The following is a 26,494-nucleotide window of genomic DNA, read 5'->3' on the forward strand; positions in this document are numbered from 1 at the left end:
TTAACGGAAAGCATTTACAATCTGTACAATAATAATTTCTTCCACAAAAATAAGGAACATGGCCGCAACAACGGCAGAGTTTGCTGCCCGTCCGACACCTTCAGTACCTTTCGAAGAATTGTATCCATGATAACAACCAACTGCTCCAATTGTGAACCCGAAAACTGTCGATTTAAAAGTTGTCGAAAAAATATCAAGAAAGCTTAAAGAATCGAATACCTGGGAAAAGAACATTGCGAAACTAGTCTGTTCATTACTGTGTACGCTTAAGAATGCACCAAATAAAGCTACAAATGCGGTATACATTACAAGTACAGGAATCATAAAGGTAGTAGCTATTATTCTGCTTACAACTAGATATTTAAAAGGGTTTGTTGCTGAAACCTCCATGGCATCAATCTGTTCAGTAACTTTCATTGAACCCAATTCTGCACCCATGTTAGATCCAACCTTTCCTGCTGCAATTAATGCAGTAACAAGCGGAGCTAATGCACGCACGATAGCTATTGAAATAAGGGAAGGCAACCAGGACGTCGCACCAAAATTTGCGAGCGAAGGACGGCTTTGATTCGTAAATACTATACCTGTAATAAATCCTGTAAGTGAGATCAGGGGCAGAGATTTATAGCCTACCTCATAACACTGGTGGATGATTTCTTTAAATTCGTAAGGCGGTACAAAAACTTCTCTGAAGAAGCGGAGAATGAACTGGTAAGCATGGTAAATACTGTAGAACATGCTATCCAGTCTTTTGGAGACTACGTATTTTGGCTTGGGACTTTCCGGATTATCTGTGTTAGGATCCATTCTTAAAATTTGATGCAAAAAGATGATGCTTCATCCTGCAAACCAGCAGGGATATGAATGCAAACAATCAGAAATGCATTATTGTTTGTGCTGACTTTAGCTACATTTTGGTCAAATGTAAGATAACAGCTATTATTCGTGAATAGCTTACATTAAAATGACAAAATAATGATGTGGAGCCATAATAACATAGTTTCTAAGCACAAAAATATTCAATTTATGCAATATTGTTTCATTTACAATCCCATAAAGCTTAGTTTTACCATATTGATACCCTAAATATATATGTAATGAATAGAATTTTAAAATCCGCTCTGTTCGGTTTATCTCTCTTAGTTTTTTCAAACACCACATTAAAAGCCCAGGAACATCCCCCTTTCTGGCAGGACATTCAGGCCATCAAACAATATGATCGCGTTTATGAACCACCGAAAAATCCTATCTTATTTGTCGGTAGTTCTTCCATTCGCTTGTGGGTAGATTTCACAAAAACATTTAAAGATTATACGGTGCTCAACCGGGGAATTGGAGGAGCAGTTACAGCTGATATTGACCGGTATCTGGAAGATATCGTATTTCCATATCAGCCCAAACAAATTGTACTTTATATCGGAGAAAACGATTTACTGGAAGCTAGTAATGCTGAGCAGGTATTTAAATCTATAAAAAAACTCTATACAGATATCAGGACCCGCCTGCCGGAAGTTCCGATAATTTATCTCGCTATCAAAGGTAGCCCTTCCAGATCTAAAGAATTTAATAAGGCTAGTGAAACTAACAGATTGGTTAAGAATTATTTAATAGATAAAAATAACGCTATTTTTATAGATGTTTTTACGCCAATGCTAGATAAAAAAGGGGAAATGAACCCATCAATTTTCAAAGCAGATCAGCTTCATATGAATGCATCCGGATATGCCATCTGGAACAAATTATTGGTTCCGCATCTGCTTAAAGATTAAAGATAACCCTAAACTATAATAAACAGAATCATCAAATGAAGAAAACAGTACTCTTAGGTATTTTTCTGGCATTGGCATCTTTGTCCACACAGGCACAACAGCCAGCCAGATGGATACAGCAACCCGCAGTTTCACCCGATGGAAAATGGATTGCATTCAGTTATAAAGGCAATTTGTTTAAAGTTCCTTTCGCAGGTGGGCAGGCTTTGCCGCTAACAATCGCATCTGCGTATAGTGGTTATCCGGTATGGAGCCGTGATAGTCAGAAAATAGCATTTGCTTCAGACCGGTATGGTAACTTCGATGTTTATATTATGAGCGCCGCAGGCGGGTCGTCCACCAGGCTTACTTATAATTCCAGTAAAGACATTCCTTATGACTTTTCAGGAAATAATGAGTCGGTAATTTTCGGAACCGACCGTTATGATACCTACACCTCTGCACGTTTCCCGAACAATGCAATGTTTATGAAACTATATGAAGTTCCGGCTCAGGGTGGGAGCAGCAGAATGATTAGCAGTGCGGGAATGGAATTTGCCCATTACAACCCACAGGGTGATCAGGTAATCTTTCAGGATAGAAAAGGTTATGAAGATCCCTGGAGAAAGCATCATACCTCAGCTGTGACACGTGATATATGGACTTATCAGATTAATAGTGGCACCTATACCAAGGTATCGGATTTTAAAGGAGAGGACCGTGAACCTGTATGGGGTGAGAATGGTGTGTTTTACTATCTGAGTGAGCGTAATGGTAATCAAAACCTATTTCGTTCTTCGTTAAAAAACCCGGTGGAAGTTACGCAGCTGACCAAATTTGAGCAGAATCCTGTCCGGAATTTGTCCAGAGCTGCTAACGGTTCATTAGTGTTTACCTATAATGGGGATGTTTATACCTTAAAAGAGGGCGCAGAGCCGGTTAAAGTAGACATAAACTTACAGGCCGACTTTTCTGCAGATCAGATTGCAACGCTGCCTGTAAAAGGCCAGGCAGCTGAAATGGCTGTTTCAAAAGATGGAAAGCAAGTTGCATTTGTTTACAGAGGTGATATTTTTGTAAGCTCAGCAGACGGTTCCACTACCAAAAGGATTACAAATACGCCTTATCAGGAAAGAATGGTCGATTTTAGCCCTGATGGTCGTAAATTACTGTTTTCCGCAGAGCATGAAGGCTCCTGGGATATTGACGAGGTAAGCATTGTGAATGCTTCTGAGCCTTATTTTTACGTTGCTACAGTTTTGGATGTGAAATCTGTCATTGCCGGACCTAAAGATGAGTTTCAGGGCGTTTATTCGCCGGATGGTAAAAAAATCGCTTATCTGGAAGAAAGGAATGTCCTTAAATCTTTTGATATCGCTGCAAAGACGACACGCACGTTATTGCCACAGGGGTTAAATTACTCTTATGCAGATGGTGACCAGTATTTTACCTGGTCTCCGGATAGTCAGTTTCTGCTGGCACAATCGACAGAAGGTGGCGGCTGGTTTCAAAATGAAGTGGTGCTGATTAAAGATGACGGCTCGGGTAAACGGGTAAATTTGACAGAAAGCGGTTTTAGTGATCAGACTCCTCAATGGGGACTAGATGGCAAGATGATGTACTGGATTACGGACAAAGACGGTATGAAGAACCTGAGCAGGGGTAGTCAGGCAGATATTTATGCGATGTTCTTTGATCAGGCTGCCTGGGATAGATTCCAGCTGAGTAAGGAAGATTTTGACCTTAAAAAGGACGCAGAGAAAAAAGATACAGCAGGTAAACAGATCGTGTTGACGGCTAAACAGAAAAAAGAAGCTGCAAGAACTGATAAACCAGTTAATTATGACCTGAAAAATCTGGACAACCGAACTAAACGCCTAACAAATGCTTCAACAACAATTACAGGTCTTAAGCTTTCTAAAGACGGCGAGAAACTGTACTATATGGCACGTTATGAAAAAGGTTTCGATCTTTGGGTAACGCAGACCAGGACCAATGAGAGTAAGGTACTGGCTAAGCTGGACGCACCTTATGCAAGTCTTGATATCAGCGATGATGGTAAATCTTTATTCGTGCTTGCCAATGGCAATATCAGCAAAATAAACGCAGAAGATGGAAAGGTTAATGTAGTGAAGATCAATTCACAGATGGAGCTGAACGCTGCTGCTGAACGGGCTTATATTCTGGAGCATGCCTGGAAGCAAGTGAAAAAGAAGTTCTATGATCCGAAACTACATGGTGTCGACTGGGATTATTATTATAATAATTACAAGCAATTTCTACCATATATCAACAATGAATACGATTTTCAGGTTCTTTTAAGTGAGTTTCTTGGTGAATTAAATGCCTCGCATACCGGTGGACGTTATAGCCCCTCGTTTCCAAACGGCGATGAAACTGCGGCTTTAGGTCTGATCTATGATCTGGGTCGTAAAGGTGACGGACTGCTTGTAAAGGAAATTATTCCGGGAGGTCCATTTGACAGGGCTGGTTCGCAGATGAAAAAAGATATGCTCATCGAGAAAATTGATGGCGTGCAGCTTAATCAGAAAAGTGATTGGGCAAAACTGTTGAATCAAAAAGCCGGTCAGCTGACAAGAATTACTTTCCGCCCGTTAAAAGGTGGTAGTCAGCTAGAAGAAAGTGTAAAGCCAATCAAGCCCTCAGTGGAAACCAGCGTCCTGCTTTATAAGAAATGGGTGAAGCTGATGGAACATTTGACTGACAGCCTTTCTGGTGGTAAAGTCGGCTATGTACATGTGAGAAGCATGGACGACCCTAGTTTTAGGGTTACTTTTGATAAAGTACTCGGTAAAAACAAAGATAAAGGTGCATTAATCGTCGATTCCCGCTTTAATGGCGGAGGTTGGTTGCATGATGACCTGGTTACTTTCCTGGGTGGTAAGCAATATTTCACCTTACGCCCTCAGGGACATATCACAACAGGTGGCGAGCCGTTAAACAAATGGTCAAAACCAAGTTGTGTGCTAATGAGTGAAGGTAATTATTCTGATGCGTTTATGTTCCCCTATGCCTATAAGGCACTGGGAATGGGTAAACTCGTCGGTATGCCGGTAGCAGGAACAGGAACCGCCGTATGGTGGGAAACTCAGATCAATGACCGTTTAGTCTTCGGAATTCCGATGATCGGTACTTATGGTCCGAATGAAACACATGCGACCGAGAACCATCAGCTGGAACCAGATGTACTTATCGCCAATGAATACGAGAAAGTACTGGCAGGGCAGGATCAGCAGCTTGAAGCGGCTGTTAAGGAAATGCTAAAGACAATTCCTAAGTCCTAGTCCTTAAAACGAAGTCTTTATAAATTAAAGGGGCAGTCCAATCCGGACTGCCCCTTTTTTTATGCAATCATTTGCTAAACCTTAATTCCAAACCGGTCTGCAGCTTTCAGAAACTGCTGACGGAGTTCGATACTCAGCTTATCTCGCTTGTAACCTTTGCTGATGTCTTCAAGTCCGTTTAATATGGCAAGTCCAAACCGGATTTCCTGTAAATACCTGCGTTGAAAATCAGGCGGCAGGGTATAGACATAGTTGAACTCCTGTTCCAGGAACCCTGCTGTTTGCCTGGCAAGTTGCTCCGCTTCCTGAGTTCTGTTTAAAGCATATAGATTTTGCACCGTGTACATCCGGTAAAGTGTATCACTGACATTGTAATTGCGCAGTGGTAACTGATCTAAACCTTTATTTAAGACTAACCCTGCTTCTTTACTTCTACCTTCCTTTATAAGGTTCGCAGTCAATGTGTTATTGAGTTCCCAGGTTGAATTCAGAATCCTTCTGGATTCAGGATCCAGATATGTCGATTTTTTAAAACCTGCAAAATCCAGTTTCTCCATCATATTTTTATAGAGAACAGCAGTATTTGTTCTTTCTCTTTTACCCTGCAGTTCCTCTTTCTCATGCGAGATAGGCAGAAGGCGGTAGGCATAGCCTTCCAGATAAAGATAATCATCCATACCGGCATAGGAATCCTCAGATACCGAAGTCGCAAAATATATTGGTCTTTTCCAGTTGTTCTGAACCAGGATATCAAATAAGGCCAGATCACCTTTGCCAGCATAGTTTTTCTTGAAAGTCCATTCCATCGAAGATGCGGCTTTGTGTATCTCGTCTGCTGGTAAAGTTCCTGTTTGGACAAGCTCATTGGCATCTATTGTCATTTTTAGCTTTCTGGCTGGCAGAAAATTCATAAATGTACCGTCAGCCATTTCCACCTGATCACTCTTATTTTCAGATGTCATTACAGCTAACAGATCCTTTAGTTCCACACTGTCTTTGATCCCATAATCTACATAGGGTAGATAGTCCCGCACCCCGTCAACGTACTGTTCCTCTTTCATCTGCATAGGAATAGCAGGGCTTTCGTTTAACGGTTTCCTTAATTGGTTAATAAAAGACGGATCTTGTAAGAACTGTAAAGAAATAACTCTGATGTCAGTTCGGATACCCTCAACTTCCTGTGCATACCATAGTGGATAGGTATCGTTATCTGCGTTGGTAAACAATATAGCATCCTTTTCACAGGAATTCAGGTAGTTTCTTGCCCAGTCCAGTGCTGTAGTTTTAGCAGAACGGTCATGATCATTCCAGTTTTGGGTGGCCATTCTCAGGGGAACGGTAAGCATACAAATTGCCGTTACGAGCATCAAACTCCATTTCGGATTCATCAGTTTGGAGAAATTGTCTTGCAGGAAGAATACGCCAAATCCAATAAAGATCGCGAATGCGTAAAAGGAGCCCGTATAGGCATAATCACGTTCTCTGACCTGAAGCGGATCCTGGTTGAGATACAGAATGATGGCGATACCGGTAAAAAAGAAAACGGTGCTCACCAATATCAGTGCAGACTTATCCTTTTTACTCAGCCAGAATAGTCCGCAAATTCCTAAAATCAGCGGTATCCCGAAATAGACATTCCGACCTTCGTTAGCTTTCATACGATCCGGGAGATTTTCCTGACTGCCTAAACGTGGGCCGTCAATAAAATTCAGCCCAGACAGCCAATTCCCATTTTGAATCTCACCCTGTCCCTGTATGTCATTTTGCCTGCCGGAGAAATTCCATAGAAAATAACGCCAGTACATAAATCCGACCTGCCAGGAACTGAAGAATTTAAGATTAGACAACATATCCGGACCTTCATTTTCGCCAAGGTCCAGCCAGTCCCTGTAGTATTGCACGTGCCCCGGCTTCTGACTGTAGGTGCGTGGGAAAATTAAGTTCCTGTCGAATTTCTGCTGGTAACGGCTGCCGGAAACTTCATAGCTTGTTTTCCCCTTCCTGTAGGTGTCTTCTTTGGGGATATTAGCTGTGTTTTTTGCATCAAAAGTCTGTCCGTAGAGTAACGGGGTAGAGCCATAGCTGTTTCTGGACAGGTAGTCAAATAAAGAAAAAGGGTTATCCGGATTACTCAGGTTGATATTAGTTTTGGCGTCTGCACGAATAATAATCAGCATATAAGAACTGAATCCAAACATTAAAAACACTGTGCTTAGTAGTGCCAGATTTAATCTTGGATAGTGTTTTTTGATGCTATATTTAACTCCTGAAAATAATAGTAATGCAATAGTAATCAGTGAAGTTAATGCGCCTGATCCGAATGGTAACTTTAATTCATTTACAAAGAACAGATCCGTATACGCAGCAAAACTAACCATGTATTGGATAACGATAAATTGTACTAAACCAACAATTGCACAGCCTGCAAGAAATGCTTTCAGCAAACCTTTAAAAGTAGTTTTTGAATAATGATGAAAGTACCAGGCCAGGGAGACTGCCGGAATGATGAGCAGGCTCAGAAGGTGGATACCTATAGAAAGTCCGATTATAAATGCGATGAATAAAAGCCAGCGGTTGTCTGCCGTACTTTCCCACCGAAATACTGCCCAAAAGGTGATTGCTGTAAATAAAGATGACAACGCGTAGACCTCAGATTCCACTGCCGAGAACCAGAAAGTGTCTGAAAATGTGTAAGCTAAGGCGCCAACAGTTCCTGCCGCAAGTATCGCCCAGGTATTTGACTGAAGATTTTTTCCGGATTTGACTTTAAGAGCCAGTGCGGTAATAGTCCAGAATAAAAACATAATTGTTGCTGCACTGGCCACTGCGGCACTCCAGTTTACCCAGTAGGCAATTCTTGAGGTTTCTCCCATGGCCAGTAGAGTGAACATTTTGCCAATCATTAGAAAAAGGGGGGCGCCGGGCTGGTGGCCAACCTGTAATTTATTAGCGGTTGCTATAAATTCTCCACAGTCCCAAAAGCTCACTGTTGGCTCCATGGTCAGCCAATAAGTAGTCAGGGCAATTAAAAACACGCCCCACCCGAATAAGGTATTTAGTCTTTTATAACGAAGTACGACTTTAGGCTGATTAATTATGTCGCTGAAATCCTGTTTGATATGAGATTTGATTTTGTCGAGGTCGAAGGCTTCGCCTTTCTCTTTTTCCAGTGCGGAGAGAATGTGGTCATATATCTCATCTTTTAACTGCCTGGTTAGCCCGAACTCATTCAGACAAGACCTGATCTGTTCCTGTTGCGGGATACTAGCTTTCATGTACGTTCAGGTTTGAGGTTTAAAAGAAGCTTTAAGTTCTCCATAAAACTGGTTGTTTCCTGAACCTTTATTTCCAGCGCTTCCAGTCCGGCAGATGTCAACGCATAATACTTTCTGATGCGGTTATCGACTTGTTCAGTGCTGGTTTCCAATAAACCTTCCGCCTCCATTTTATGAAGTGCGGGATACATAGCGCCTTCTGTCAGTTTGATTTCACCACTAGTGATGTCTTTTACCTTTTGAGTGATCTCATAACCGTACATCCGGTCATTCTCCTTAAGCAGGTTCAGAATAATAGTCTGAAGACTGCCCTTCAACAAATTATTTGGTATATGCATAAAACAAATATATATAATTTACCTATATACATAAGAAAATTATGCATACTGATTTATAGTATATTAGTCTACTTTCAACTTTTATTATGTATCATAATGGTCGTAATAATGGAAATGGTTCTCCATGTACGTATGAGCAGGTTGATCTCTTGTCCTGCAGCCGCAGGTGTATTTCTTTTTGGGTTTACCGGATTTAATTAGGAGGGCTTAAGTCAGGAGTAAAGTTTTTAAAGCGATTATTGAATTGAAAATCAGTGTTTTGATAGTTTATTTTATTTTTTGGAAACCGTGACGGGTATATCCACCGTACATATGGCAAATATCAAAACTAAAATGAAAAAAATATTCTTATCCGCATTTGCAATAGCAGCTATCGCATTTGCTTCAACAACAGCAGTTAAAGCACAATCGAGCATGAAAATGTCTGCAGACACTAAAATGGTTGGTGGCGCTGAAATGTATCCTACCAAGGATATTATCGATAATGCTGTTAACTCTAAAGATCATACTACATTAGTTGCAGCTGTTAAAGCAGCGGGTTTAGTAGAAACCTTAAAAGGAACTGGTCCATTTACTGTGTTTGCCCCGACTAATGCTGCGTTTGATAAACTACCTAAAGGAACTGTAGCCACCTTGCTTAAACCAGAGAATAAAGCTGCACTGACTAAAATTTTAACGTATCACGTTGTTTCCGGAAAAATGGATAGCAAAGCAATTGCTGCTGCAATTAAAGCCGGAAATGGTAAAGCTGAATTGACAACTGTTGAAGGCGGAAAGTTATGGGCCTGGATGGACGGTAAAAAATTGGTACTGAAAGATGCAAAAGGTGGAATGAGTACAGTAACTATTGCAGATGTAAACCAAAAAAATGGTGTCATTCATGTAGTAGATACCGTGCTGATGCCGAAATAACGACTTCAGATTTAAATACTTCAAAAAGACCGCTTCTGGACCGACGTTTCAGAAGCGGTCTTTTTTTGTGAATTGGCTAGAGGTTCGGAAGGAACCATTTACGATTGTAGCTCATTAAAATGAAAGCTTTTGGTATTTTTGTTCCGATGAATAGAGAACATAACTACAAATTGTCTTTAAAATGGGATGGAAATAAGGGGCAGGGCACTTCTGATTATAAAGCTTATGGGCGTGAGTATTCAGTAGGTATCGCAGAAAAGGAAACTCTTATTGGCTCTGCAGATCCAACATTCAGAGGAGATAAAACCAAATATAATCCCGAAGATATGCTGGTCACAGCACTAAGTGCCTGTCATCTCTTATCTTATTTGCATGTCTGCACAGTCGGGGGAGTAGTCGTAGTAGACTATGTTGACAACGCGACCGGCCTGATGGTAACCAAATCAGATGGATCTGGTCATTTTGTTGAGGTTGTACTCAATCCTGTGGTGACGGTTGCCGACCCTTCCATGGTTGAAAGAGCAATGGAATTCCATAAAAAAGCCAGTGAATTATGTTTTATTGCGAACTCTGTAAATTTTCCGGTGAAACATGTACCGGTGGTTAATGTAAATGCTAAACCCGATATCAATTAGAAATACCATTTATAGAAGAGTTTTGGTCAACCGATTAGTAGATGTACCAGGAGCAACAACTACTGTTGCTTCAATCATAGCTGAGGGAGACGTCCTGAATTCGGAGTCTAAGGCGTGGTATGTAGAAAAAGACGGGCCGGTGCTTAACTCCACTTAAATACAATTCTTTTGCAAGTGCTGGCAGCAAAACAAGAAAAGAGCGTAAGGAGATTTTTAAAGGATTTGCTGTTAGATAATGATAAGGTATCACAAAGTTATGCCCAACGTAAATCCTTTTACATTCGGAATCGTGAAGGCGCCTGTCCATGAATATAATAATCCGAAGAGCTGATTAAATACTGGCATTGATTTAATAAAACAATCCCCAAATTCAAAGCGTCCATGTCATAAGACCTATCCACCCATTTATAAGCAGAACATAACAAATAAAGACTAATGAGAACGATATCGATACTATAATCCATCTACTGAGTCGGGTACGAATAGCAGTCCATTCCTTGAATACAATAAAGAGATTCAGGATAGAAAAAATACCGAAAAGGGTAAATCCTAAAAAAATAGAAATTGAGATTAAACCTGGCACTTGAAGCTGATAAAGTAAATAATTGCTCTTTTTTACCTCCATAAAGAAATAGATTCCCCAGGAGAGAAACATGACGCTTATCATTGGTAGCACTCTTATTTTAAGTTGTTTTAAGCTTAACTTCTTAAAGGTGAAGTAAAATAAAGCACCAAATCCCATTAAAACCGACAACATTGCAAAAATACCGGCTAAAAGCATCACTATTCGCCAGCTTATAGCGCTTATAGCAGAAACCTGTTCAGCGTAATGTTTATTTATAATTAAAACTCTTTTGCCATCCCCATTTGTCGCAAAAGCTATTTCAGCTGTCTCTGATCCCGGTTGGATAAAGATCAACGGAGTGGTCTGTAATAATTTATGTTTCTTTCCAACGATGTTAAAATTAACTGTGTCATTTTCAACCTCAATCTTTACAAGCATAAAACGATCTACAAATGCTAATAAATCAAATCTCGGATCTTCTAGCTGATAATAGCCAAAGTATGGTGTTATCTCTTTTATATTTAAAGGTTGGGCTTTTACACCTGCCGTAGGTTTATTTTTCATCAGGTACCCGTTGATTAAAGATTCGATACCAGCAAGGCCGTTTGCATTAGATGATATAACGAACCCATATCCTGATTGTCTGTCATACCTGTAGCTTGATCTGCACGTTCCTAATATGCCATCATGTCCCCTGAGCCTTCCAAAATCCTCATTACCCAAAGCGTATCCACTTTTTAATCCGGCGTTGGCGGCTAAAGAACTAGTAGGGGTTTCCATTCTGCTAATGCTTGCTGGTTTTAGGATTGGGAAACCATTTTTAAGGAAAAGTTGTAAAAATTTTATCATATCGTCAGACGATGACCATAAAGATCCCGCGGCTGCAGGCAAAAGTGTTACTGAAGGCACTTCTTTCAGATGCCCCGAGGAACTGCTGTATTCTTTAACATTTTGATCTGGAGTCCGGCTCCAGGCGTTAAAACCAGAAGAGTTCATATTAAGGGGCGTAAGTATGTTATCCGTCAGATATTGATCATATTCCATACCAGTGAGCTTGTATATGATATAAGCAAGTATGACATAGTTTACATTACAATAAGTATATCTTTCTGAAGGTCTCCATCTGCAACTCATTGAGGACTGCTGAAGTAACATCATTTTTTTTGTACTATATGATTTTTGATCAATACTATACATTTTGTTTAGCTTAAAATCGTCAAACCCGGATGTGTTTTCTAGTAAATTAACTATTCTGACCGGGTTAGAGTTTTCCCATTTATTTGTAAATGGTATTTCTGGTGCAATTTCTTTTAACGGGTCGTTTAGGTTCAATTTCCCCTGCTCAACAAGTTTCTGTATAGCTATAGCCATAAAGGATTTTGTTATGGATCCCAACCTGAAACGCGTCCGGTTAGTTACCGGTCGTTTAATTTTTATATCTGCATAACCAAACCCGCCAGAATATAAGACAGAATCTTTTGTTGTAATTCCAAGCATCAGACCTGGAATATTGTTTTTGCGAACAAGGATAGCTATAGAATCGGTGAGATCTTTAATAGAGTTAATTGCTTTAGGAACCTGTGCACAACAAACAGTGCTAATCTGGAACGCGAGTATGAAAAAGATACATTTTTGCATATTATTTTTTTAACTGATGCAAATATGATCCGATAATCAAACATTATCCCAGAGTGGGTTCGGAAGCTATTAATCTATACACAGATGTGTTAAATATGGTGCTTAATCCTAAACACCTGATTCATGGAGATGGACACCAATATTTTAATGTTTAACCTTATTCCTGAAACTATACGTTTCATTTTGGATATTCGAGGCATGGAAGTAATTAAAAAAGCCATTGCGAGTCTATTCGAAAAAGGAACCAAAGTACATCTTTATTTTCTTGTAGGTCTTTTTTTAGCTACGGCTTTAGTGACATTGCAGAAGCGTGATTTTATAGAAATTATCCCAAGAGCATTTTTGTTTTACGTGATGGTCGTTTGTTGTGTTTATGCTGGAAGATGGCTTACACGGCAATTTTTAATAAAAAACAGGTGGGCTTACCTTATATTATTCGGGGGTATAACTGTTATAGTTTTTTCAATAATCAGTACAAGTTTGCTAATCTATCTTTTCGGGAATACGAATGAAGGTGACGTGTCTGACTTTTTGATTACCACCCCGCTATTTGTTATCATTATGATATTTTGTGGTGGATTTATAGCTATTACCAGAACAGTAATACAACAGCAAATTAATGAAGTAAAGATTTTGCAAAACCAAGCTGAAACTGAATTAAACTTACTTACAAATAGATTGAGTCCACATTTTCTTTTTAATACTTTAAATAATTTATATGGACTATCTATTAGCGAACATAGGAAAGTACCGGGGCTATTGCTTAAACTTTCTGCATTATTAAGCTACGCTCTTTACAGCTCCAGTGAGACATATGTAAAACTAAATGATGAACTGGACTATATTAATAATTTTATTGATTTAGAAAAGGTAAGGGTTAGCGACCGGCTGGTTTTAAATGTAGATATTACTAAGGTTAATGGCGATATAAATATTGCGCCAATGGTGCTGATTGTTTTTGTGGAAAATGCTTTCAAACACGCGAAAAACACTTTGGACAAACAAATTAGGATAGATATAAGAATATGGGTAGACCAACAATTTATTCACTTCTTCATTAAAAATAATTGTCCTGACGGGCTTGTCGGTGTCCGGGACGATATGGAATCTGGATTGGGGATAGTAACGACTGTAAAACGACTCGATCTGTTATATGGAGACAATTACAGTCTGGATTATGGTAAGGTAAAAAGTGACTTTTGCGTAAATCTAAAAATTAAAAATGATGCAAAATCTTAATTGTTTAATTGTTGATGATGAACCAATAGCAAGAAAAATTCTTGTTGATTATTGTAGTTATCTCCCAATTTTAAATATAGTTGGTGTATGCGGAAGTGCTTTTGAAGCACGGGATATTCTTTTAAATCAAAAAGTTGACGTCGTCTTTTTAGACATAAATATGCCTGTTTTAGATGGGATTAGCTTTTTGGTCACTATTAAAAAACCTCCACGAATTATCTTTACAACTGCCTATAAAAAATATGCAGCTACCGCTTTCGATTTAGCGGCCTCTGATTACCTTGTTAAGCCATTTTCGTTAGAGAGATTCATACAAGCGGTCGATAGGGTATCGATTCCTGTTGACAATTCTCATAACTCTGCTGCGACAAATGATGAGTTTATTCTGATTAAGACCGAAAACAAAATTTACAATGTTATAAAAGGTGACATCTTCTATTTGGAGGCCAAAGGTAATTATACGCATCTTGTTTTTGAAGATAATATATTAAAGCCTAAAATGGCACTATCTAGTTTGGAAAAACTATTACCAGAAGGACAGTTTCTCCGTGTTCATCGATCTTTTATTATTAATAGAACTAGAATAAATCATATTGAGGGTAATCGGATATTTATGAGAAATTTCGAAATACCAATTGGTTACAGTTTTAAAGAGAGTTTTATGATGACATTAAATATAAAAGATAACTGATACAATTAAGGTTAAGGTAAAAGATGCACATTTTATTACTCTAGATCATGATCAGCTGCAAGGGGAATCTATACCACTTCGAGAGTGATCAATACTTCGTTTATCGCTCCTAAACATCGCCATACGCACGATGTTGAATGGTTTCAACTACTGAGTCTTCAAGAGTTTTTAGCGCAGCTATTACGCTTTCGTTTACCTCCGTTTCTTCAATGAAGGTTTGAATCAGACAATCATTGGTTTGCATTGAACAATTTTCTGATCCGATGGCCTGATAACTTTGTATCATAATAATTAAGAATAATATTATGACTACTGTAATCACGGAATTTCCAAAGAAAGAGCATTCATCAATTGAGTTGGAAGATATCTTCCAGAAACCCACAGGGAATAGTCCTATTACATTATTGAAAAATTGGAATCTGAAAGGGATTTGCAAAATCATGCTGAATTAGTGGCAGAGAAAGGATATACGGCATCTTCAGCAGATTTGTGAAAATGAGTGGGATATATTATTCTTCGGACTTTAAATTAAGAAAAAATGAAAACAGTATTAATTACAGGTACATCTTCGGGAATTGGAAGAGCCGCAGTATTAAAATTCAACAACGAAGGCTGGAATGTGGTCGCTACGATGCGTGACCCATCCAATGAAACGGAATTAAACCAATTGGATAATACTCTTGTTGTTGCTTTGGATGTCCAGAAACCTGAAACCATCACTCAAGCTATCGACGCTGTAATAAATAAATTCGGACAGATTGACGCAGTCGTGAACAATGCCGGAGCTGCAATATTTGGCGTGTTTGAGATGGCGACAGAAGATCAGGTGAATAAAATATTTGACACTAACGTATTTGGACCAATGCGTGTTTTGAGGGCTATTCTTCCTCATTTCAGGGCACAACGTTCAGGAACCATAATCAATATCACTTCGCAGGGGGGAAGAATTACTTTTCCAACCTGTAGTATTTATCACGCAACCAAATTTTCTCTGGAAGGATTAACCGAAGCTATTGCCTATGAATTAATCCCCTTTGGAATACGTACAAAAATAGTAGAGCCGGGCTCAACAGCTACAAAATTTGTTGGTGGAGCAGAACTGACAGCAGGGGAGGTTCCTGAATATGAGGAATTTATTAAAATAGGCTTAGGAAACTGGGCTAAATATGATACTATGACTTCTCAGCCCGAAGAAATAGCGGAAACTATTTTCATAGCAGCAACTGATGATAACGATCAATTGAGATACAAAGCAGGTAGAGATACGGAACTGTATATAGGAAAAATGCAAAATGGAGATGATCAGTCTTATGTAGACTATATGCGTGAAAGGTTTATTCCAGAATATTTAGATAAAAAACAATAGCCATGAATTTCAAAGAAAGCACAGTACTTATCACCGGCGCAGGAATGGGCCTTGCGGCCGCAAGCTGATGGCTCAGAACTTACTTTCGCTCGCCCTTAGCGGCTTTATTAATGGTCAACAGGCAACCGGAGCTTAATTATTTATAAATTTATAGGACGATAAAAGCCGCTTAAAATTCTAAGCAGCTTTATATCTTACGAAACATCGGTGTTATTATGAAAGAGGATAAAACCAATAGATTGATTCATAAAAGTGAACAATTGAAAGACTTTGAGACCTTAAGACTGCAGCCTGGTTCAGACTCCAAGCAGCATAAGCCTTTCCGCTTTTTTAATTCTGCCGAATGCTTGTCTGGAAATCCAATTCTTTACAGAAGAAGGGACTTCTTCAAGGTTAGTTTACTGAAGGGTGAATACATTGTTCATTATGGTGATGAGAGTATAAAAGCCTTTGGTTGTTCACTTTCCTTTTTTAGCCCATGGGTTCCCTATACCATAACGCAATTAAAGGAAGAAGAAAATGCTGGCTACATGATATTTACTGAGCTATACTATAATACTTATTTCAATCAAACCATTAGACAATCTCCCTTATTCGATAACGAATCCAAACCGATCTTTCTGCTTGATAAAAATCAGGTAGAAGAAGTAAAAGCTATCTTCTCAAAAATTGAACGCCAGGAGCAATCCGACTACCCGTTCAAAGATGACCTGATTAGAAATCACCTTAATGAATTGATACATTATGCAAACACACTGCATCCAGCTACGGAACGGCATCATGCACTTTCTTCGAAAGAGCGGTTGCACAGCATATTTCACGAGTTGCTCAATCGGCAGTTTCCTGTTGATGTTTCCAGGCATAAACACCTTCGGACAGCGAGTGATTTTGCTGAAAACCTTAACGTTCATGTAAATTATCTAAACCGTATTTTAAAAGAAATAACTGGTAAGTCTACAAGCGAAATTTTGTATGAGCGACTCCTGAGGGAATCCATTATTCTGCTGAAACATACTAACTGGAGTATATCGGAAATTGCTTACAGCCTTGGGTTTAAAGACTCATCGCATTTTAACCACTTTTTTCGAAGACAAGCTAATGTTACACCAAGCTAATGTTACGCCAAGCTATTTCAGGAATTGAATTTAACAGGTTGAAAGATCACTTGACAATTGGATCCCAGGTCCCTCTTGTTGCGGGGTCTTCCATTTGAATGCCCCAGTCGTACATGGCTTTCAAAACAGGGATTAGTGTTTTACCAGACTCACTTAGTTCATATTCAACGCGTGGCGGTTTTTCCATGTAGCTGTAACGCAGGATCAAACCATCTTCTTCCAACTCTTTCAATTGTTGACTAAGTATCTTTCGGGATATATCAGGCATTTGTACTGCCAATTTTCCAAAACGCACTTTGCCTCCATTTAATAAGCGGATCAGGATGATCGGCTTCCATTTCCCCCCGATATAACCTACAGTGCGTACTACAGCACAGTTTTCCGGATTTTGCAGCATTTTTCTCATTAGTTACTTATATGTTACCAGTTAATAACCTTTAGTCACCACCAGGTAACTGCTAATATCAGGCAGAATAGTAATTGCCTGCATTTGCTTTAGTTACTTTGCGAAACAAAAGTAAATTAATTTTTATAAAATGAGTAATCAACAAAATCAGGACAGAGACCTGGAAGGAAAAATAGCACTAGTAACGGGCGGTACAAAAGGTATTGGAAAGGCTATCGCAAACAGGTTGGCAAGGGCAGGGGCTAAAGTGATCGTAACAGCGCGAAACAGTCCGGTAGAAGCAGATTCGGATCATCATTTCATCGCGGCAGACCTATCATTACCGGCAGATGTGATCAAAGTAGCCGGGCAGATTAATGAATTATTTGGTGGGGTAGATATCCTGGTGAATAATATGGGCGCGAATACTTATCCTGGCGGAGGGTTCGGTACGCTGACAGATGACGACTGGGACCAGGCATTTCAAGTCAACCTGCTGTCATCAGTGCGTTTGGACCGGGCGTTGTTGCCTAAAATGCTCCAGCAAAAAAGCGGCGTTATTATCCATATATCATCCACCAGCGGACAGTTTCCTATATGGGAGTCAACCATGGCTTACAGTTCCGCTAAAGCGGCATTAAATGCATATAGTAAAGCCTTAGCAGACGAGACAGGTCCTCAAGGCGTGAGGGTGCTAACAGTATCTCCAGGATTGACCAAAACTGAGGCTATGGAGGTGTTCTTAAAAGATTTAGCTAAAAAATCTGGTATCACGGTCGATGAAATGACACAAACGCTTTTTGAAAGAGTTGGCGGGGTGCCCTTAGGAAGAATGGCCGAGCCGGAAGAGACTGCGGAATTGGTTAATTTCCTGGTCTCGCCAAAAGCCTCTTACATTACAGGCGCAAATTATTTTATTGATGGAGGTAATTTCCCTGTAGTGAAGTAACGGTCGGATTAGCAAATGGCATCAATCAGGAAGAAAACAGCCAGTGCAGTTCTTCCTGATTGAATTGAACTATTTAAGGTACGGATGCCTGAAAATTAAATATTTCCAGACCTATCTTTTCAACCTGCGGGGTAAACCTGTTAATTTTTATTTATACCAAAAAACTTTTTACTACAGTTGCCAAGGGGGTAGTTGGGTGTCCGATCAGTTGGGATAATGTTTTATTATCAGAAAAAAGAGCACCTTTTGCCGCTTTCGCATCACTATCTGCTAAAACTTGTGCGAATCCTTCTGGTAAGCCAATGTTTACTAGTGCAGCAGTAAAGTCCGCTTCGGACAAATTATGGTAAGGGATATCCTTGCCAGACTGACGGGAGATTTCAGCGGCAAATTCGGATAGGGTATAGGCCTCATCACCTGCTAATTCATAGATTTTGTTTTCATGCCCATCTGTAGTTAAGACCGCTGCGGCAGCTTCTGCATAATCTTCACGGGTAGCAGAGGAAATCTTTCCTTCACCGGCACTTCCGATAACTGCACCGGCTTGAACGGAACCCGGAATAGATGCGGCATAATTTTCTGTATACCAGCTATTACGTAAAATAGTGTACGTTATGCCAGATTCTTCCAATGCTTTTTCTGTAGCCACGTGCTCTGGTGCCAAAGCCATTTCAGAAGTGGCGGCGTGCAGTAAACTGGTATACACAATCCATTTTACACCTGATTCCTTAGCTGCCTTTATTACATTTTGATGTTGTGAAATACGTTGTCCGACTTCACTGCCTGAAATAAGCAAAAGGGCATCGATTCCTTTCAGCGCGTCGACTTGGCCATCTGATTTTGAATAATCAAAAGCCCTTGCCTCAACACCCAATTGTATAGCCTTTTCAGGGTTACGCACCAATGCTACCAGATTTTCCGGAGCTGTTTTTGTTTTCAATTTTGCGATAACCAATTGACCTAAATGTCCTGTCGCACCAGTGATTCCTATTTTCATTTTTTAAGATTTAATATTTTATATAATTGCCTTATTTTTTCCGGTGTCCAATATTGATTTATTGCATTGTTAGGAAAAGATGTACATTTGTTTCACAAAGTAACTAATAAAAGTTTTATTAAGTAACAAGTAGTAAATAGAGAACGAAAAAAGTAGTAACCTTAAGGTAACAGAGTCTATGGCGATTGAAAACGTAAAATGCCCAATAACTTCTTTTTTAATGTTGGTGGGAGGAAAATGGAAACCTATCATACTATATTATTTAGCGTTGGGACCAAAAAGGTTTGGTGAAATTGATGTTCGGATCAACGGGCTTTCCAGAAAAGTACTTACAGAGCAATTAAAGGAACTGGAACGGGACGGGTTCGTTACCCGTAAGGCGTATCGCGAGTCTCCTCCTCGTGTTGAGTATGAGCTTACAGCTGAGGGTTCTAGTTTATCAAATGTATTTGATTCCATGGAAGCCTGGGTTAACCAGTATAAAGAAAAGATGTCCTAACAAGCTCTCCCGCCAGGGGGCTGATCATTCCTATTATAGAAACTAATGTGATGATCTTGCCAGAACACTGTTTTCTAAAATATTTTCAATTTACTGCCAATAAGTTTTAAATGTTCACGTAGCGATACCGTGTAAAAAGTCAAAGCTGTTTTAGAAGAAGAATAGGTAGCCTCGATCAAAGATGGGCATTGGCATAGGATCGACGTTTTCGGGGAGTCTTTAAATCAAAAAAGCCCTTAATAGTGTGATTAAAGGCTTTTTGAATGTTTTACTACTTTTTTTGCGGACCGGACGGGACTCGAACCCGCGACCTCCGCCGTGACAGGGCGGCATTCTAACCAGCTGAACTACCGGTCCGTTTCTCCCTTGCGGGGCTGCAAAGATAGAAAATAGAATTTCAATTGCAAATCTATTTCTGTTTTTTATTCTTTTTCTTTCTTCCCAGCCAGATCATCAGGCCTGATATGGGTAAGCTAGCAGCTACAAGTCCCCCAATTAGTGCTAGGATTTTGCCGGGCAGGCCTAAAATTGCGCCCACATGAATATCGTAGTTCATTGCCGATAATTTTTCGCCGGCGTTCATTTCATCGTAATTTCTCCTATTTAATAGTTTGGCGGAATACTGGTCAAACTGCAGTACATCAAAGTCGTAATACACTTCTTTGCCGCGTATTCCGGTAACAAAAACTGCTGCTTCCTCGCTGAGTGGCGGACTGACTGCAATTCGGTCTGTTTCTTTAAATAACTTTTGTGATTCGATAAATATTCTGTCTAATGGTTTTCCTGTAAAAGGAGCGGGGGTAGATACCTCATACTTAATTTCAGGCTGCTCAAAAGTACGGGCAGCAATTACGTAAACCGTTTTTTGAAACCAGGGTAATGCATATACCAGTCCCGATAACGCTAAGATTAGCGTGATAAACATAGTGTAGAAACCGGGTACATTATGTAGGTCGTAATTCAGTCTTTTAAAGCTGGCACCCCATTTAATTGTAAAGCTCTTCTTGATGTTGGTTTTGCTCCATTTTTTTGGCCACCATAAGATTATTCCCGTAATCAGCATGAAAACAAAGATTAAGGTGCTGTATCCAACAATATATTGCCCATAATCCGGATTCAATAACAGTCCCCAATGAAGATATTTAATGATATTGAAAAAGTCATATTTATAATCATAGTGACCGGTTATCTTTCCGTCATATGGGTTGACGAATATCGATTCATAATGTGCTAAGGATCCGAAATAAGTAAGTGCCTTCGGGTCACCCGCTTTATAAGTCATGAACTCCCATGCTCTTCCCGGATCTTTATAGGTCACCGTATAATTTATGGCTTTATCTTTTCCCAATGCGGTTGAAGCCTGACTCAGCAGGTAGCTGAATGGCAACTGTGTCTTTTGGGCAGGAGGTTGTACGAAGAATGTCTTTTTATGGACCAGATCGGATATTTCTTTTTGAAACACAAATAAACAGCCTGTTATGCTAACTATGAATACGATTAAACCAGTTACCAGGCCTAGCCAGAGATGTATTTGTTGCGTAGCCTTTCGAAATTTTGTCATTATTTATAGGAGTGCCTTATTTAGACTTGTTAAGGTTTAACAAAGCACTGCAAATTTATTTAATCGAACAAATTTGCCGGCACAAATATTTACCTGGCCTGAAAAGTAGGGAGCTACCCGGTTTTCACTGTTAATGCCCGGCTATTATAATAACTATTAATCGGAGTATTGCCTGTGTTTTGTGTGGGTCTTGCGTGTACCAGGTTTTAGCCTTGTTCGACTGGAACCCGAACTTTTATTGAGCCCAACCCGATGTTGACCCGAAGCCGACCCGAACGTTACAAATCTTGTTTTGCAATCATCGTAATGATAATGCCACCTTGCAGATTTTCTAGATTCAAAGAAAAAAAGAGCAGCTTGTATAATTGAATAGGAATAACAAATTTGCGTGTATAGTCTATCTAAAATTAATTCAGCAAACTGTATAGCCATTTCAGGATAAGACATCGATAACTATCAATTGGAGTATTGTCCGTGTTTTGTTCGGGTCTTGTTGGGGTGAGCTGTTACTGTTGCTCCTGTAAAACCCACAAGAACCCTACAACATACCCACATGAAACCCACATGATACCCACAAGACTATGTGTTATTGGTAAGGTCGCTGACGATAATTGAGATTTTTAGTCGAATCCGACTCCTGCAAGACTAAAATGTACCTGGTCACAGCCTTGTTCGGGTCTTGTGCTGGTGTCGGTCTTAGTTGGCCCATTTTTTACCGGGGCTGGCCTATCTAAAGCCCATCCTTTGCCCAATTATATGCTTAGAAACACGTTTTTTTATAATAGAAATAAGCTAATTGTTCCATTAAGTGTAAATGGAAACTAAACTATAACTATCTGATTGTTAAATATTTGTAGGTATAATTATTCAAGTTTTGACAGAAGTCGTGTTCAGGATTAAATATAAAAAATGGAACATTTCGCTTGAACCCTAGTCGACGTTTTATGTGGACACTGCAAAATGTTCCGCCTTGTGTTATATAATATTCGTTAAATGAATAAAAAATGGATTTTCGAAGAATGTGAGGCTAATATGCTGCTGTAAAGCGCTCACGGATATGAGCCGGTTTTTCCAGCTCGTCCAGTACTGCCACAGCTAAATCTTCTACTGAAAGCTTGCTCCGGCCGTGTTCATCAAAAACGGGAGTATCTTTCGATGTTCTGTATTTTCCGGTTCTGGTACCAGGATTGCCTACATTCATTTCAGGTGCCGGGCTGAAATAAGTCCAGTCCAGTTCGTTTTCTTGTCTGATGATATTCAGATAGTCTCTTGCTGCGGATGCACCTGGTTTGTAGGCTTCCGGGAAATCAGGAGTATCGATAAGCTGTAATCCAGGTTTAATTTCAAGGCTGCCTGCACCACCGATAACAATAAGCCGCTTCACACCAGATTCTTTGACACCTTGTTGTATAGCTTTAGACCCCGCGATAAAATCATCATAAATATTGGGGTTAGACCATCCGGAATTGTAAGCGCTAATTACTGCGTCATTACCCGATAATGCATCCTTTACCTGTCCGATGTTAAGAATGTCAGTTTTAACAATTTTCAAATGCTCGTGGTGTACGCTTAATTTTCCAGGGTTTCTGACCAGCGCTGTAACCTGATGGCCTCTGTTTAATGCTTCGTTTAAAATGGCTGAACCTACAAATCCTGTGGCTCCAATGATTGCAATATTCATAAAATTCTGTTTTAAGGTGAAATTCAAATTCCCTGCCATTTTATTGCTTCGCAGGCCTGCGCGTTTTTGGCTGGACAGCTTCCACCGGACAAAAAAGAACCCGCATGAATAGTTCAATGCGGGTTCTTTAGAACTGGATTTAAGATTTTTTTCTTTCCTCTAAGATGAAGCTGTTTCCTGTTTTTCTTTTGCCAGAGTGATTAATGACAATATTATACTGATTCAGGAATGCAGCACCAACCAGATGGTGGGGGAAAGCTGTGCTGAGTGTAATTTGTTGATTTTTAAGGGTTAAACCGTTAAACTGTAACTCCGGTACCTGTATTTTATAGATTGTATCTACGAGTTTTCTTGCATGTACTGTAGAGGTGAGTGTAACGCGGGGGCGTGGCTGATATTTTTTCAGCAGGGCCTGGCCAAGCGGACTTTCTGTGTTTACCTGAAAGGACGCACCAGAACCCAGATCCAGTTTGAAGTCTTCTATAATACCATCAATTCCCACAGAGACCTGCGGTGCAGTGTTTTTGGCAAAGGGAATAGCAGTGAACTCATTAGAAGGCAGAAAGGCACCTTTAGAGAAAGCCAGCTTCTTATTATCATTATCTATGCTCCAGTTATATCTGCTGAGCATTTTTGTGCCGGTAGATCCGGTAACCAGTGAATCTGGAAATGCATAGTTAACCAGTACAGGCAGTGATCTGACTTTGGTTTTGCCAATCTCCATCTTAGGCAGATTAAATATGAGCCTTCTATGGCTTTTCCCGTTTCGGTCCGTCTGCATCATGTATTCCCAGCCAGGAAATAGCTCTTCCGTCTTCTGAAAATAGGAACTCAGACGTACAGGTTCTCCGAATGTACTGAACAATAAAGTTGCAGTGTCTTTGCTAATCTTTACCGGGAAGAAGATCCGCCCGAACTTGTCCTGCTGGAAATTCACCTGTTCTACCGGCTTTCCCTTCACCGTCGTCTGCGCTGAGCCTGCTGCCGGGTTAAAAGTCAATAATCCGGATATGCCTACCACGGTAAGCATAAATTTTCTTATTCTCGATTGGATTATATTAGAATTGTTCATATTCTTCTATTTTAGTATAAAAATACTTTAGAAACAGGCCAAAAACAAATTCTCCTGTCAAATGTTTATCATTAAATAATTTACGCCTACTCTATGCCAATCTGGTTAAAACGTGTCCTGCAGGTATTTGCTGCCCTTATTTTATTGATTATCGTTGTGTTCATTGGCCTTGGCATTTACGTAAGTTCTCATAAAAAAGAACTCCTGGTTTCGGTCACGAAAGAGCTGAATAAAAGTCTGAACGGTACTTTAACAGTAGGTGGTATGGAGCCAAGTTTTTTAAAGGGTTTCCCCGGTGTTTCCGTTAAATTATCAGATGTGGAACTTAAAGATAGTCTATGGAACACTCATAAACATACTTTCTTAAATACGAAGGATCTTTCTGTTTCTGTTAATGCATTGGCCTTGTTAAAAGGGACTGTTGAAATTCGCAGGATATATATCAATGATGCTGAGATTTATCTCTATACAGACAGCACCGGATACAGTAACACATCGATATTTAAATCCACTAAAGATACGACCAGAACTAAAGAAGATAAGTCATCTCCGGCAGAGATTAGACGTTTTGATTTAAACAATGTCCGTTTTATTCTGGATAACAGAAAGGGGAACAAATTGTTTCTGTTTGCCGTTGATGAATTCAGCGGTAAAGTTGACTATCCATTTTCGGGCTGGAAAGCAGATATTAAATTAAAAACACTCGTCAGAAGTCTGGCTTTTAATACTAAACGCGGGTCCTTTATTAAAGATAAAGTGCTGGAAGGTAAAATGGATATTTCGTACAGCAACAGCACCGGTATCCTTACCGTGGAGCCAAATAAGTTAAACATCGGCAACGACCCGTTTGTCATAGGGGCGAAGTTTAATATCAAAAGTGATCCTGTAGATTTTGCAATCAATATAGAAGCTAACGGCATTTTATGGCGTAATGCTTCTGCTTTACTTGCACCAAATATTACCTCTAAACTAAATATGTTTAACCTGGAGAAGCCGATAAATGTAAAATGTATTATATCTGGCAATATGGGAGCGGGCGATCCTTCAATTTTGGTAAACGCATCTGTGAAGGATAACAAATTAACCAGTCCTGGTGGCGCAGTAGACGACTGTAATTTTGCAGGCGTGTTTACCAATAACTTTATTAACGGCAAGGGTTTCACCGATGCTAATTCGGCTATTAAGCTTTATCGTTTTTCCGGGAAATATAAAGATATGCCATTTACAATCGATACAGCTTTTATTCATAACCTGGATAAGCCAATAGCTACGGGTACTTTCCGCTCTAAGTTTGAGGTTACTAAACTCAATCCTGTTGTTGGAGAGGATATTCTGAAATTTACGAAGGGGAGTGCAGACCTTGCCTTGCATTATAGTGCAGATATTGTAGATTTTAAATTGGTCAAACCAGTAGTTACCGGTTTGGTCAGTGTAAAGAATGCAGATGTGAGTTATGTACCCAGAAACGTCAATTTTAAGAATACTTCCATAACGCTGGACTTTAAAGGAAATGATTTATTTATACGTGATATCCGCCTGCAAACCGGAAAAAGTATAATTAATATGGACGGCAGTATTGCCAACTTCATGAATCTGTACTATAACGCTCCCGAAAAAACCCTGTTGAAATGGAAGATGTACAGTCCCCAGATACATCTTGGAGAATTTATGGGTTTTCTGGGTAGCAGAAAGGGCAGGAAACCGGTTGCCAAAGCTAAAAAGAATTCAAATTTCAAGGATCAGATGAACGAGATGCTGGAGAAAGGCAAAGCTGAAATCGAGATGAAAGTTGACCAGGTTCATTATGGGAAGTTTATCGGCACGGGTATGAATGCCAACGTTTTTCTTTCAGAAACAGGTCTTGAGCTTAAGAATGTAACTATGAAACATGGGGGAGGTGCAATTCGTCTGAATGGGAGTTTAACGCAGCAGGGCAGCGGGAATAAATTTAAGCTGAATTCGGTGGTTGACAACGTAAATATCCGAAGTTTCTTTTATGCTTTTGATAATTTTGGCCTGAAAAGTCCGACCTATAAAAACCTGAAAGGTAATTTTTTTACGAAAGTTAATCTTAGTGGAAATATCTCGAATCAGGGAAAGATGTTACCTGGATCTATGAACGGGGATATACAATTTGACCTGAAAAGAGGGGCCCTGCTTAATTACGACGCGGTGAAAAGCGTAGGTAAATTTGCATTTCCATTCCGTGATCTTGATAATATCACATTTGACAATTTACATGGCAACTTTCTGGTACGGGGTAATCTGATTACTATTAAACCTATGCAAATTAATTCAAGCATTCTGAATGTAGATTTGGAAGGGGTTTATTCGATGGGTAAAGGAACGAATATCTATTTGGACGTACCGTTAAGAAATCCTAAAAAGGATGATGGTATTCAAGATAAGAAAGAAATAAAAGAAAGAAGAATGAAAGGGATCGTCGTGCATATTCTGGCCACGGACGGCGATGACGGGAATATCAAATTTAAGCTGATTCGCAAGAAAGATAAGAACGGCTAG

At 39.6% G+C, this 26,494-nt stretch carries 21 protein-coding genes and 1 tRNA gene; 12 read left to right on the plus strand and 10 right to left on the minus strand.

Translation table 11 applies throughout. The features are described from left to right. Positions 1-807, minus strand: coding sequence for an MlaE family ABC transporter permease (locus BM192_RS10830; protein WP_037444340.1), 807 nt, complete (start codon positions 805-807; stop codon positions 1-3). A gap of 290 nt (positions 808-1,097) precedes the next feature. Between BM192_RS10830 and BM192_RS10835 the strand changes: the two genes are divergently transcribed. Continuing rightward, complete coding sequence (locus BM192_RS10835; RefSeq protein WP_037444339.1) at positions 1,098-1,769, plus strand: GDSL-type esterase/lipase family protein; 672 nt, start codon at positions 1,098-1,100, stop codon at positions 1,767-1,769. Positions 1,770-1,804: 35 nt separating this feature from the next. Continuing rightward, on the plus strand, positions 1,805-5,053 hold the full coding sequence (locus BM192_RS10840) for a S41 family peptidase (RefSeq protein WP_037444337.1): 3,249 nt from the start codon (positions 1,805-1,807) through the stop codon (positions 5,051-5,053). 74 nt (positions 5,054-5,127) lie between these two features. Here the strand turns inward: BM192_RS10840 and BM192_RS10845 are convergent, their stop codons facing one another. Both BM192_RS10845 and BM192_RS10850 read right to left on the minus strand, forming a co-directional pair. Then, positions 5,128-8,328 (minus strand): glycosyltransferase family 117 protein, encoded by a 3,201-nt coding sequence (locus BM192_RS10845; protein ID WP_051760226.1) that lies wholly within the window; start codon positions 8,326-8,328, stop codon positions 5,128-5,130. Beyond that, complete coding sequence (locus BM192_RS10850) at positions 8,325-8,666, minus strand: PadR family transcriptional regulator (RefSeq protein ID WP_037444334.1); 342 nt, start codon at positions 8,664-8,666, stop codon at positions 8,325-8,327. Before BM192_RS10850 ends, BM192_RS10845 begins: the two co-directional genes overlap by 4 nt. 333 nt (positions 8,667-8,999) lie before the next feature. Here BM192_RS10850 and BM192_RS10855 point away from each other — a divergent pair, with 333 nt between their 5' ends. The 3 genes from BM192_RS10855 (at position 9,000) to BM192_RS21190 (ending at position 10,370) form a co-directional block, all read left to right on the plus strand. Next, positions 9,000-9,578, plus strand: a complete 579-nt coding sequence (locus BM192_RS10855; RefSeq protein ID WP_037444517.1) for a fasciclin domain-containing protein — start codon at positions 9,000-9,002, stop codon at positions 9,576-9,578. A gap of 146 nt (positions 9,579-9,724) precedes the next feature. After that, positions 9,725-10,213 (plus strand): OsmC family protein, encoded by a 489-nt coding sequence (locus tag BM192_RS10860; protein ID WP_037444515.1) that lies wholly within the window; start codon positions 9,725-9,727, stop codon positions 10,211-10,213. A 22-nt stretch (positions 10,214-10,235) separates the two neighbouring features. After that, positions 10,236-10,370 carry a hypothetical protein gene (locus BM192_RS21190; RefSeq protein WP_262496583.1) on the plus strand — a complete coding sequence of 45 codons (135 nt, stop codon included), beginning with the start codon at positions 10,236-10,238 and terminating at the stop codon, positions 10,368-10,370. A 213-nt stretch (positions 10,371-10,583) separates the two neighbouring features. Here BM192_RS21190 and BM192_RS10865 read toward each other — a convergent pair whose 3' ends face one another. After that, positions 10,584-12,416 carry a serine hydrolase domain-containing protein gene (locus BM192_RS10865; protein ID WP_037444331.1) on the minus strand — a complete coding sequence of 611 codons (1,833 nt, stop codon included), beginning with the start codon at positions 12,414-12,416 and terminating at the stop codon, positions 10,584-10,586. A gap of 129 nt (positions 12,417-12,545) precedes the next feature. Here BM192_RS10865 and BM192_RS10870 point away from each other — a divergent pair, with 129 nt between their 5' ends. The 4 genes from BM192_RS10870 (at position 12,546) to BM192_RS10890 (ending at position 16,827) form a co-directional block, all read left to right on the plus strand. After that, positions 12,546-13,655, plus strand: coding sequence for a sensor histidine kinase (locus BM192_RS10870; RefSeq protein WP_157282945.1), 1,110 nt, complete (start codon positions 12,546-12,548; stop codon positions 13,653-13,655). Next, positions 13,639-14,346 carry a LytR/AlgR family response regulator transcription factor gene (locus tag BM192_RS10875; RefSeq protein ID WP_201771419.1) on the plus strand — a complete coding sequence of 236 codons (708 nt, stop codon included), beginning with the start codon at positions 13,639-13,641 and terminating at the stop codon, positions 14,344-14,346. The genes BM192_RS10870 and BM192_RS10875 overlap by 17 nt, the downstream gene beginning before the upstream one ends. A gap of 538 nt (positions 14,347-14,884) precedes the next feature. Continuing rightward, on the plus strand, positions 14,885-15,712 hold the full coding sequence (locus BM192_RS10885) for an SDR family oxidoreductase (RefSeq protein ID WP_037444325.1): 828 nt from the start codon (positions 14,885-14,887) through the stop codon (positions 15,710-15,712). A 215-nt stretch (positions 15,713-15,927) separates the two neighbouring features. Beyond that, complete coding sequence (locus BM192_RS10890; RefSeq protein WP_051760225.1) at positions 15,928-16,827, plus strand: helix-turn-helix domain-containing protein; 900 nt, start codon at positions 15,928-15,930, stop codon at positions 16,825-16,827. Positions 16,828-16,873: 46 nt separating this feature from the next. Here the strand turns inward: BM192_RS10890 and BM192_RS10895 are convergent, their stop codons facing one another. Further along, positions 16,874-17,233 carry a winged helix-turn-helix transcriptional regulator gene (locus tag BM192_RS10895; protein ID WP_037444323.1) on the minus strand — a complete coding sequence of 120 codons (360 nt, stop codon included), beginning with the start codon at positions 17,231-17,233 and terminating at the stop codon, positions 16,874-16,876. A gap of 130 nt (positions 17,234-17,363) precedes the next feature. Between BM192_RS10895 and BM192_RS10900 the strand changes: the two genes are divergently transcribed. Continuing rightward, entirely contained in the window at positions 17,364-18,161 is a 798-nt protein-coding gene (locus BM192_RS10900; RefSeq protein ID WP_037444320.1) for an SDR family oxidoreductase, read from the plus strand. A gap of 151 nt (positions 18,162-18,312) precedes the next feature. Here BM192_RS10900 and BM192_RS10905 read toward each other — a convergent pair whose 3' ends face one another. Then, positions 18,313-19,158 (minus strand): SDR family oxidoreductase, encoded by an 846-nt coding sequence (locus tag BM192_RS10905; protein ID WP_037444318.1) that lies wholly within the window; start codon positions 19,156-19,158, stop codon positions 18,313-18,315. 220 nt (positions 19,159-19,378) lie between these two features. Between BM192_RS10905 and BM192_RS10910 the strand changes: the two genes are divergently transcribed. Next, positions 19,379-19,657, plus strand: coding sequence for a winged helix-turn-helix transcriptional regulator (locus tag BM192_RS10910; protein WP_262496582.1), 279 nt, complete (start codon positions 19,379-19,381; stop codon positions 19,655-19,657). Between the two features lie 283 nt (positions 19,658-19,940). Here the strand turns inward: BM192_RS10910 and BM192_RS10915 are convergent. From BM192_RS10915 to BM192_RS10930, 4 genes are all read right to left on the minus strand, one after another. Then, a tRNA-Asp gene (locus tag BM192_RS10915) sits at positions 19,941-20,014 on the minus strand. Between the two features lie 52 nt (positions 20,015-20,066). Then, positions 20,067-21,218, minus strand: a complete 1,152-nt coding sequence (locus BM192_RS10920; RefSeq protein WP_037444314.1) for a PepSY-associated TM helix domain-containing protein — start codon at positions 21,216-21,218, stop codon at positions 20,067-20,069. Positions 21,219-22,245: 1,027 nt separating this feature from the next. Then, positions 22,246-22,899, minus strand: coding sequence for an NAD(P)-dependent oxidoreductase (locus BM192_RS10925; RefSeq protein ID WP_037444312.1), 654 nt, complete (start codon positions 22,897-22,899; stop codon positions 22,246-22,248). Positions 22,900-23,038: 139 nt separating this feature from the next. Beyond that, positions 23,039-23,971: a hypothetical protein gene (locus BM192_RS10930; RefSeq protein ID WP_037444310.1), complete on the minus strand. Its 933-nt coding sequence runs from the start codon at positions 23,969-23,971 to the stop codon at positions 23,039-23,041. 93 nt (positions 23,972-24,064) lie between these two features. Between BM192_RS10930 and BM192_RS10935 the strand changes: the two genes are divergently transcribed. Then, entirely contained in the window at positions 24,065-26,494 is a 2,430-nt protein-coding gene (locus tag BM192_RS10935) for an AsmA family protein (protein WP_037444308.1), read from the plus strand.

Origin of the sequence: Pedobacter antarcticus (assembly GCF_900112985.1) — a bacterium.
GTDB lineage: Bacteria > Bacteroidota > Bacteroidia > Sphingobacteriales > Sphingobacteriaceae > Pedobacter > Pedobacter antarcticus.

Excerpts from the sequence above, each read along its gene's own strand:
- BM192_RS10910 (WP_262496582.1), top strand. The coding sequence starts at position 19,379 with ATGTTGGTGGGAGGAAAATGGAAACCTATCATACTATATTATTTAGCG.
- BM192_RS10870 (WP_157282945.1), top strand. The coding sequence starts at position 12,546 with ATGGACACCAATATTTTAATGTTTAACCTTATTCCTGAAACTATACGT.
- BM192_RS10920 (WP_037444314.1), bottom strand. The coding sequence starts at position 21,218 with ATGACAAAATTTCGAAAGGCTACGCAACAAATACATCTCTGGCTAGGC.
- BM192_RS10935 (WP_037444308.1), top strand. The coding sequence starts at position 24,065 with ATGCCAATCTGGTTAAAACGTGTCCTGCAGGTATTTGCTGCCCTTATT.
- BM192_RS10865 (WP_037444331.1), bottom strand. The coding sequence starts at position 12,416 with ATGCAAAAATGTATCTTTTTCATACTCGCGTTCCAGATTAGCACTGTT.
- BM192_RS10855 (WP_037444517.1), top strand. The coding sequence starts at position 9,000 with ATGAAAAAAATATTCTTATCCGCATTTGCAATAGCAGCTATCGCATTT.
- BM192_RS10905 (WP_037444318.1), bottom strand. The coding sequence starts at position 19,158 with ATGAAAATAGGAATCACTGGTGCGACAGGACATTTAGGTCAATTGGTT.
- BM192_RS10845 (WP_051760226.1), bottom strand. The coding sequence starts at position 8,328 with ATGAAAGCTAGTATCCCGCAACAGGAACAGATCAGGTCTTGTCTGAAT.
- BM192_RS10900 (WP_037444320.1), top strand. The coding sequence starts at position 17,364 with ATGAGTAATCAACAAAATCAGGACAGAGACCTGGAAGGAAAAATAGCA.
- BM192_RS10835 (WP_037444339.1), top strand. The coding sequence starts at position 1,098 with ATGAATAGAATTTTAAAATCCGCTCTGTTCGGTTTATCTCTCTTAGTT.
- BM192_RS10850 (WP_037444334.1), bottom strand. The coding sequence starts at position 8,666 with ATGCATATACCAAATAATTTGTTGAAGGGCAGTCTTCAGACTATTATT.
- BM192_RS10890 (WP_051760225.1), top strand. The coding sequence starts at position 15,928 with ATGAAAGAGGATAAAACCAATAGATTGATTCATAAAAGTGAACAATTG.
- BM192_RS10930 (WP_037444310.1), bottom strand. The coding sequence starts at position 23,971 with ATGAACAATTCTAATATAATCCAATCGAGAATAAGAAAATTTATGCTT.
- BM192_RS10895 (WP_037444323.1), bottom strand. The coding sequence starts at position 17,233 with ATGAGAAAAATGCTGCAAAATCCGGAAAACTGTGCTGTAGTACGCACT.
- BM192_RS10925 (WP_037444312.1), bottom strand. The coding sequence starts at position 22,899 with ATGAATATTGCAATCATTGGAGCCACAGGATTTGTAGGTTCAGCCATT.
- BM192_RS10860 (WP_037444515.1), top strand. The coding sequence starts at position 9,725 with ATGAATAGAGAACATAACTACAAATTGTCTTTAAAATGGGATGGAAAT.
- BM192_RS10885 (WP_037444325.1), top strand. The coding sequence starts at position 14,885 with ATGAAAACAGTATTAATTACAGGTACATCTTCGGGAATTGGAAGAGCC.
- BM192_RS10875 (WP_201771419.1), top strand. The coding sequence starts at position 13,639 with ATGATGCAAAATCTTAATTGTTTAATTGTTGATGATGAACCAATAGCA.
- BM192_RS10840 (WP_037444337.1), top strand. The coding sequence starts at position 1,805 with ATGAAGAAAACAGTACTCTTAGGTATTTTTCTGGCATTGGCATCTTTG.
- BM192_RS10830 (WP_037444340.1), bottom strand. The coding sequence starts at position 807 with ATGGATCCTAACACAGATAATCCGGAAAGTCCCAAGCCAAAATACGTA.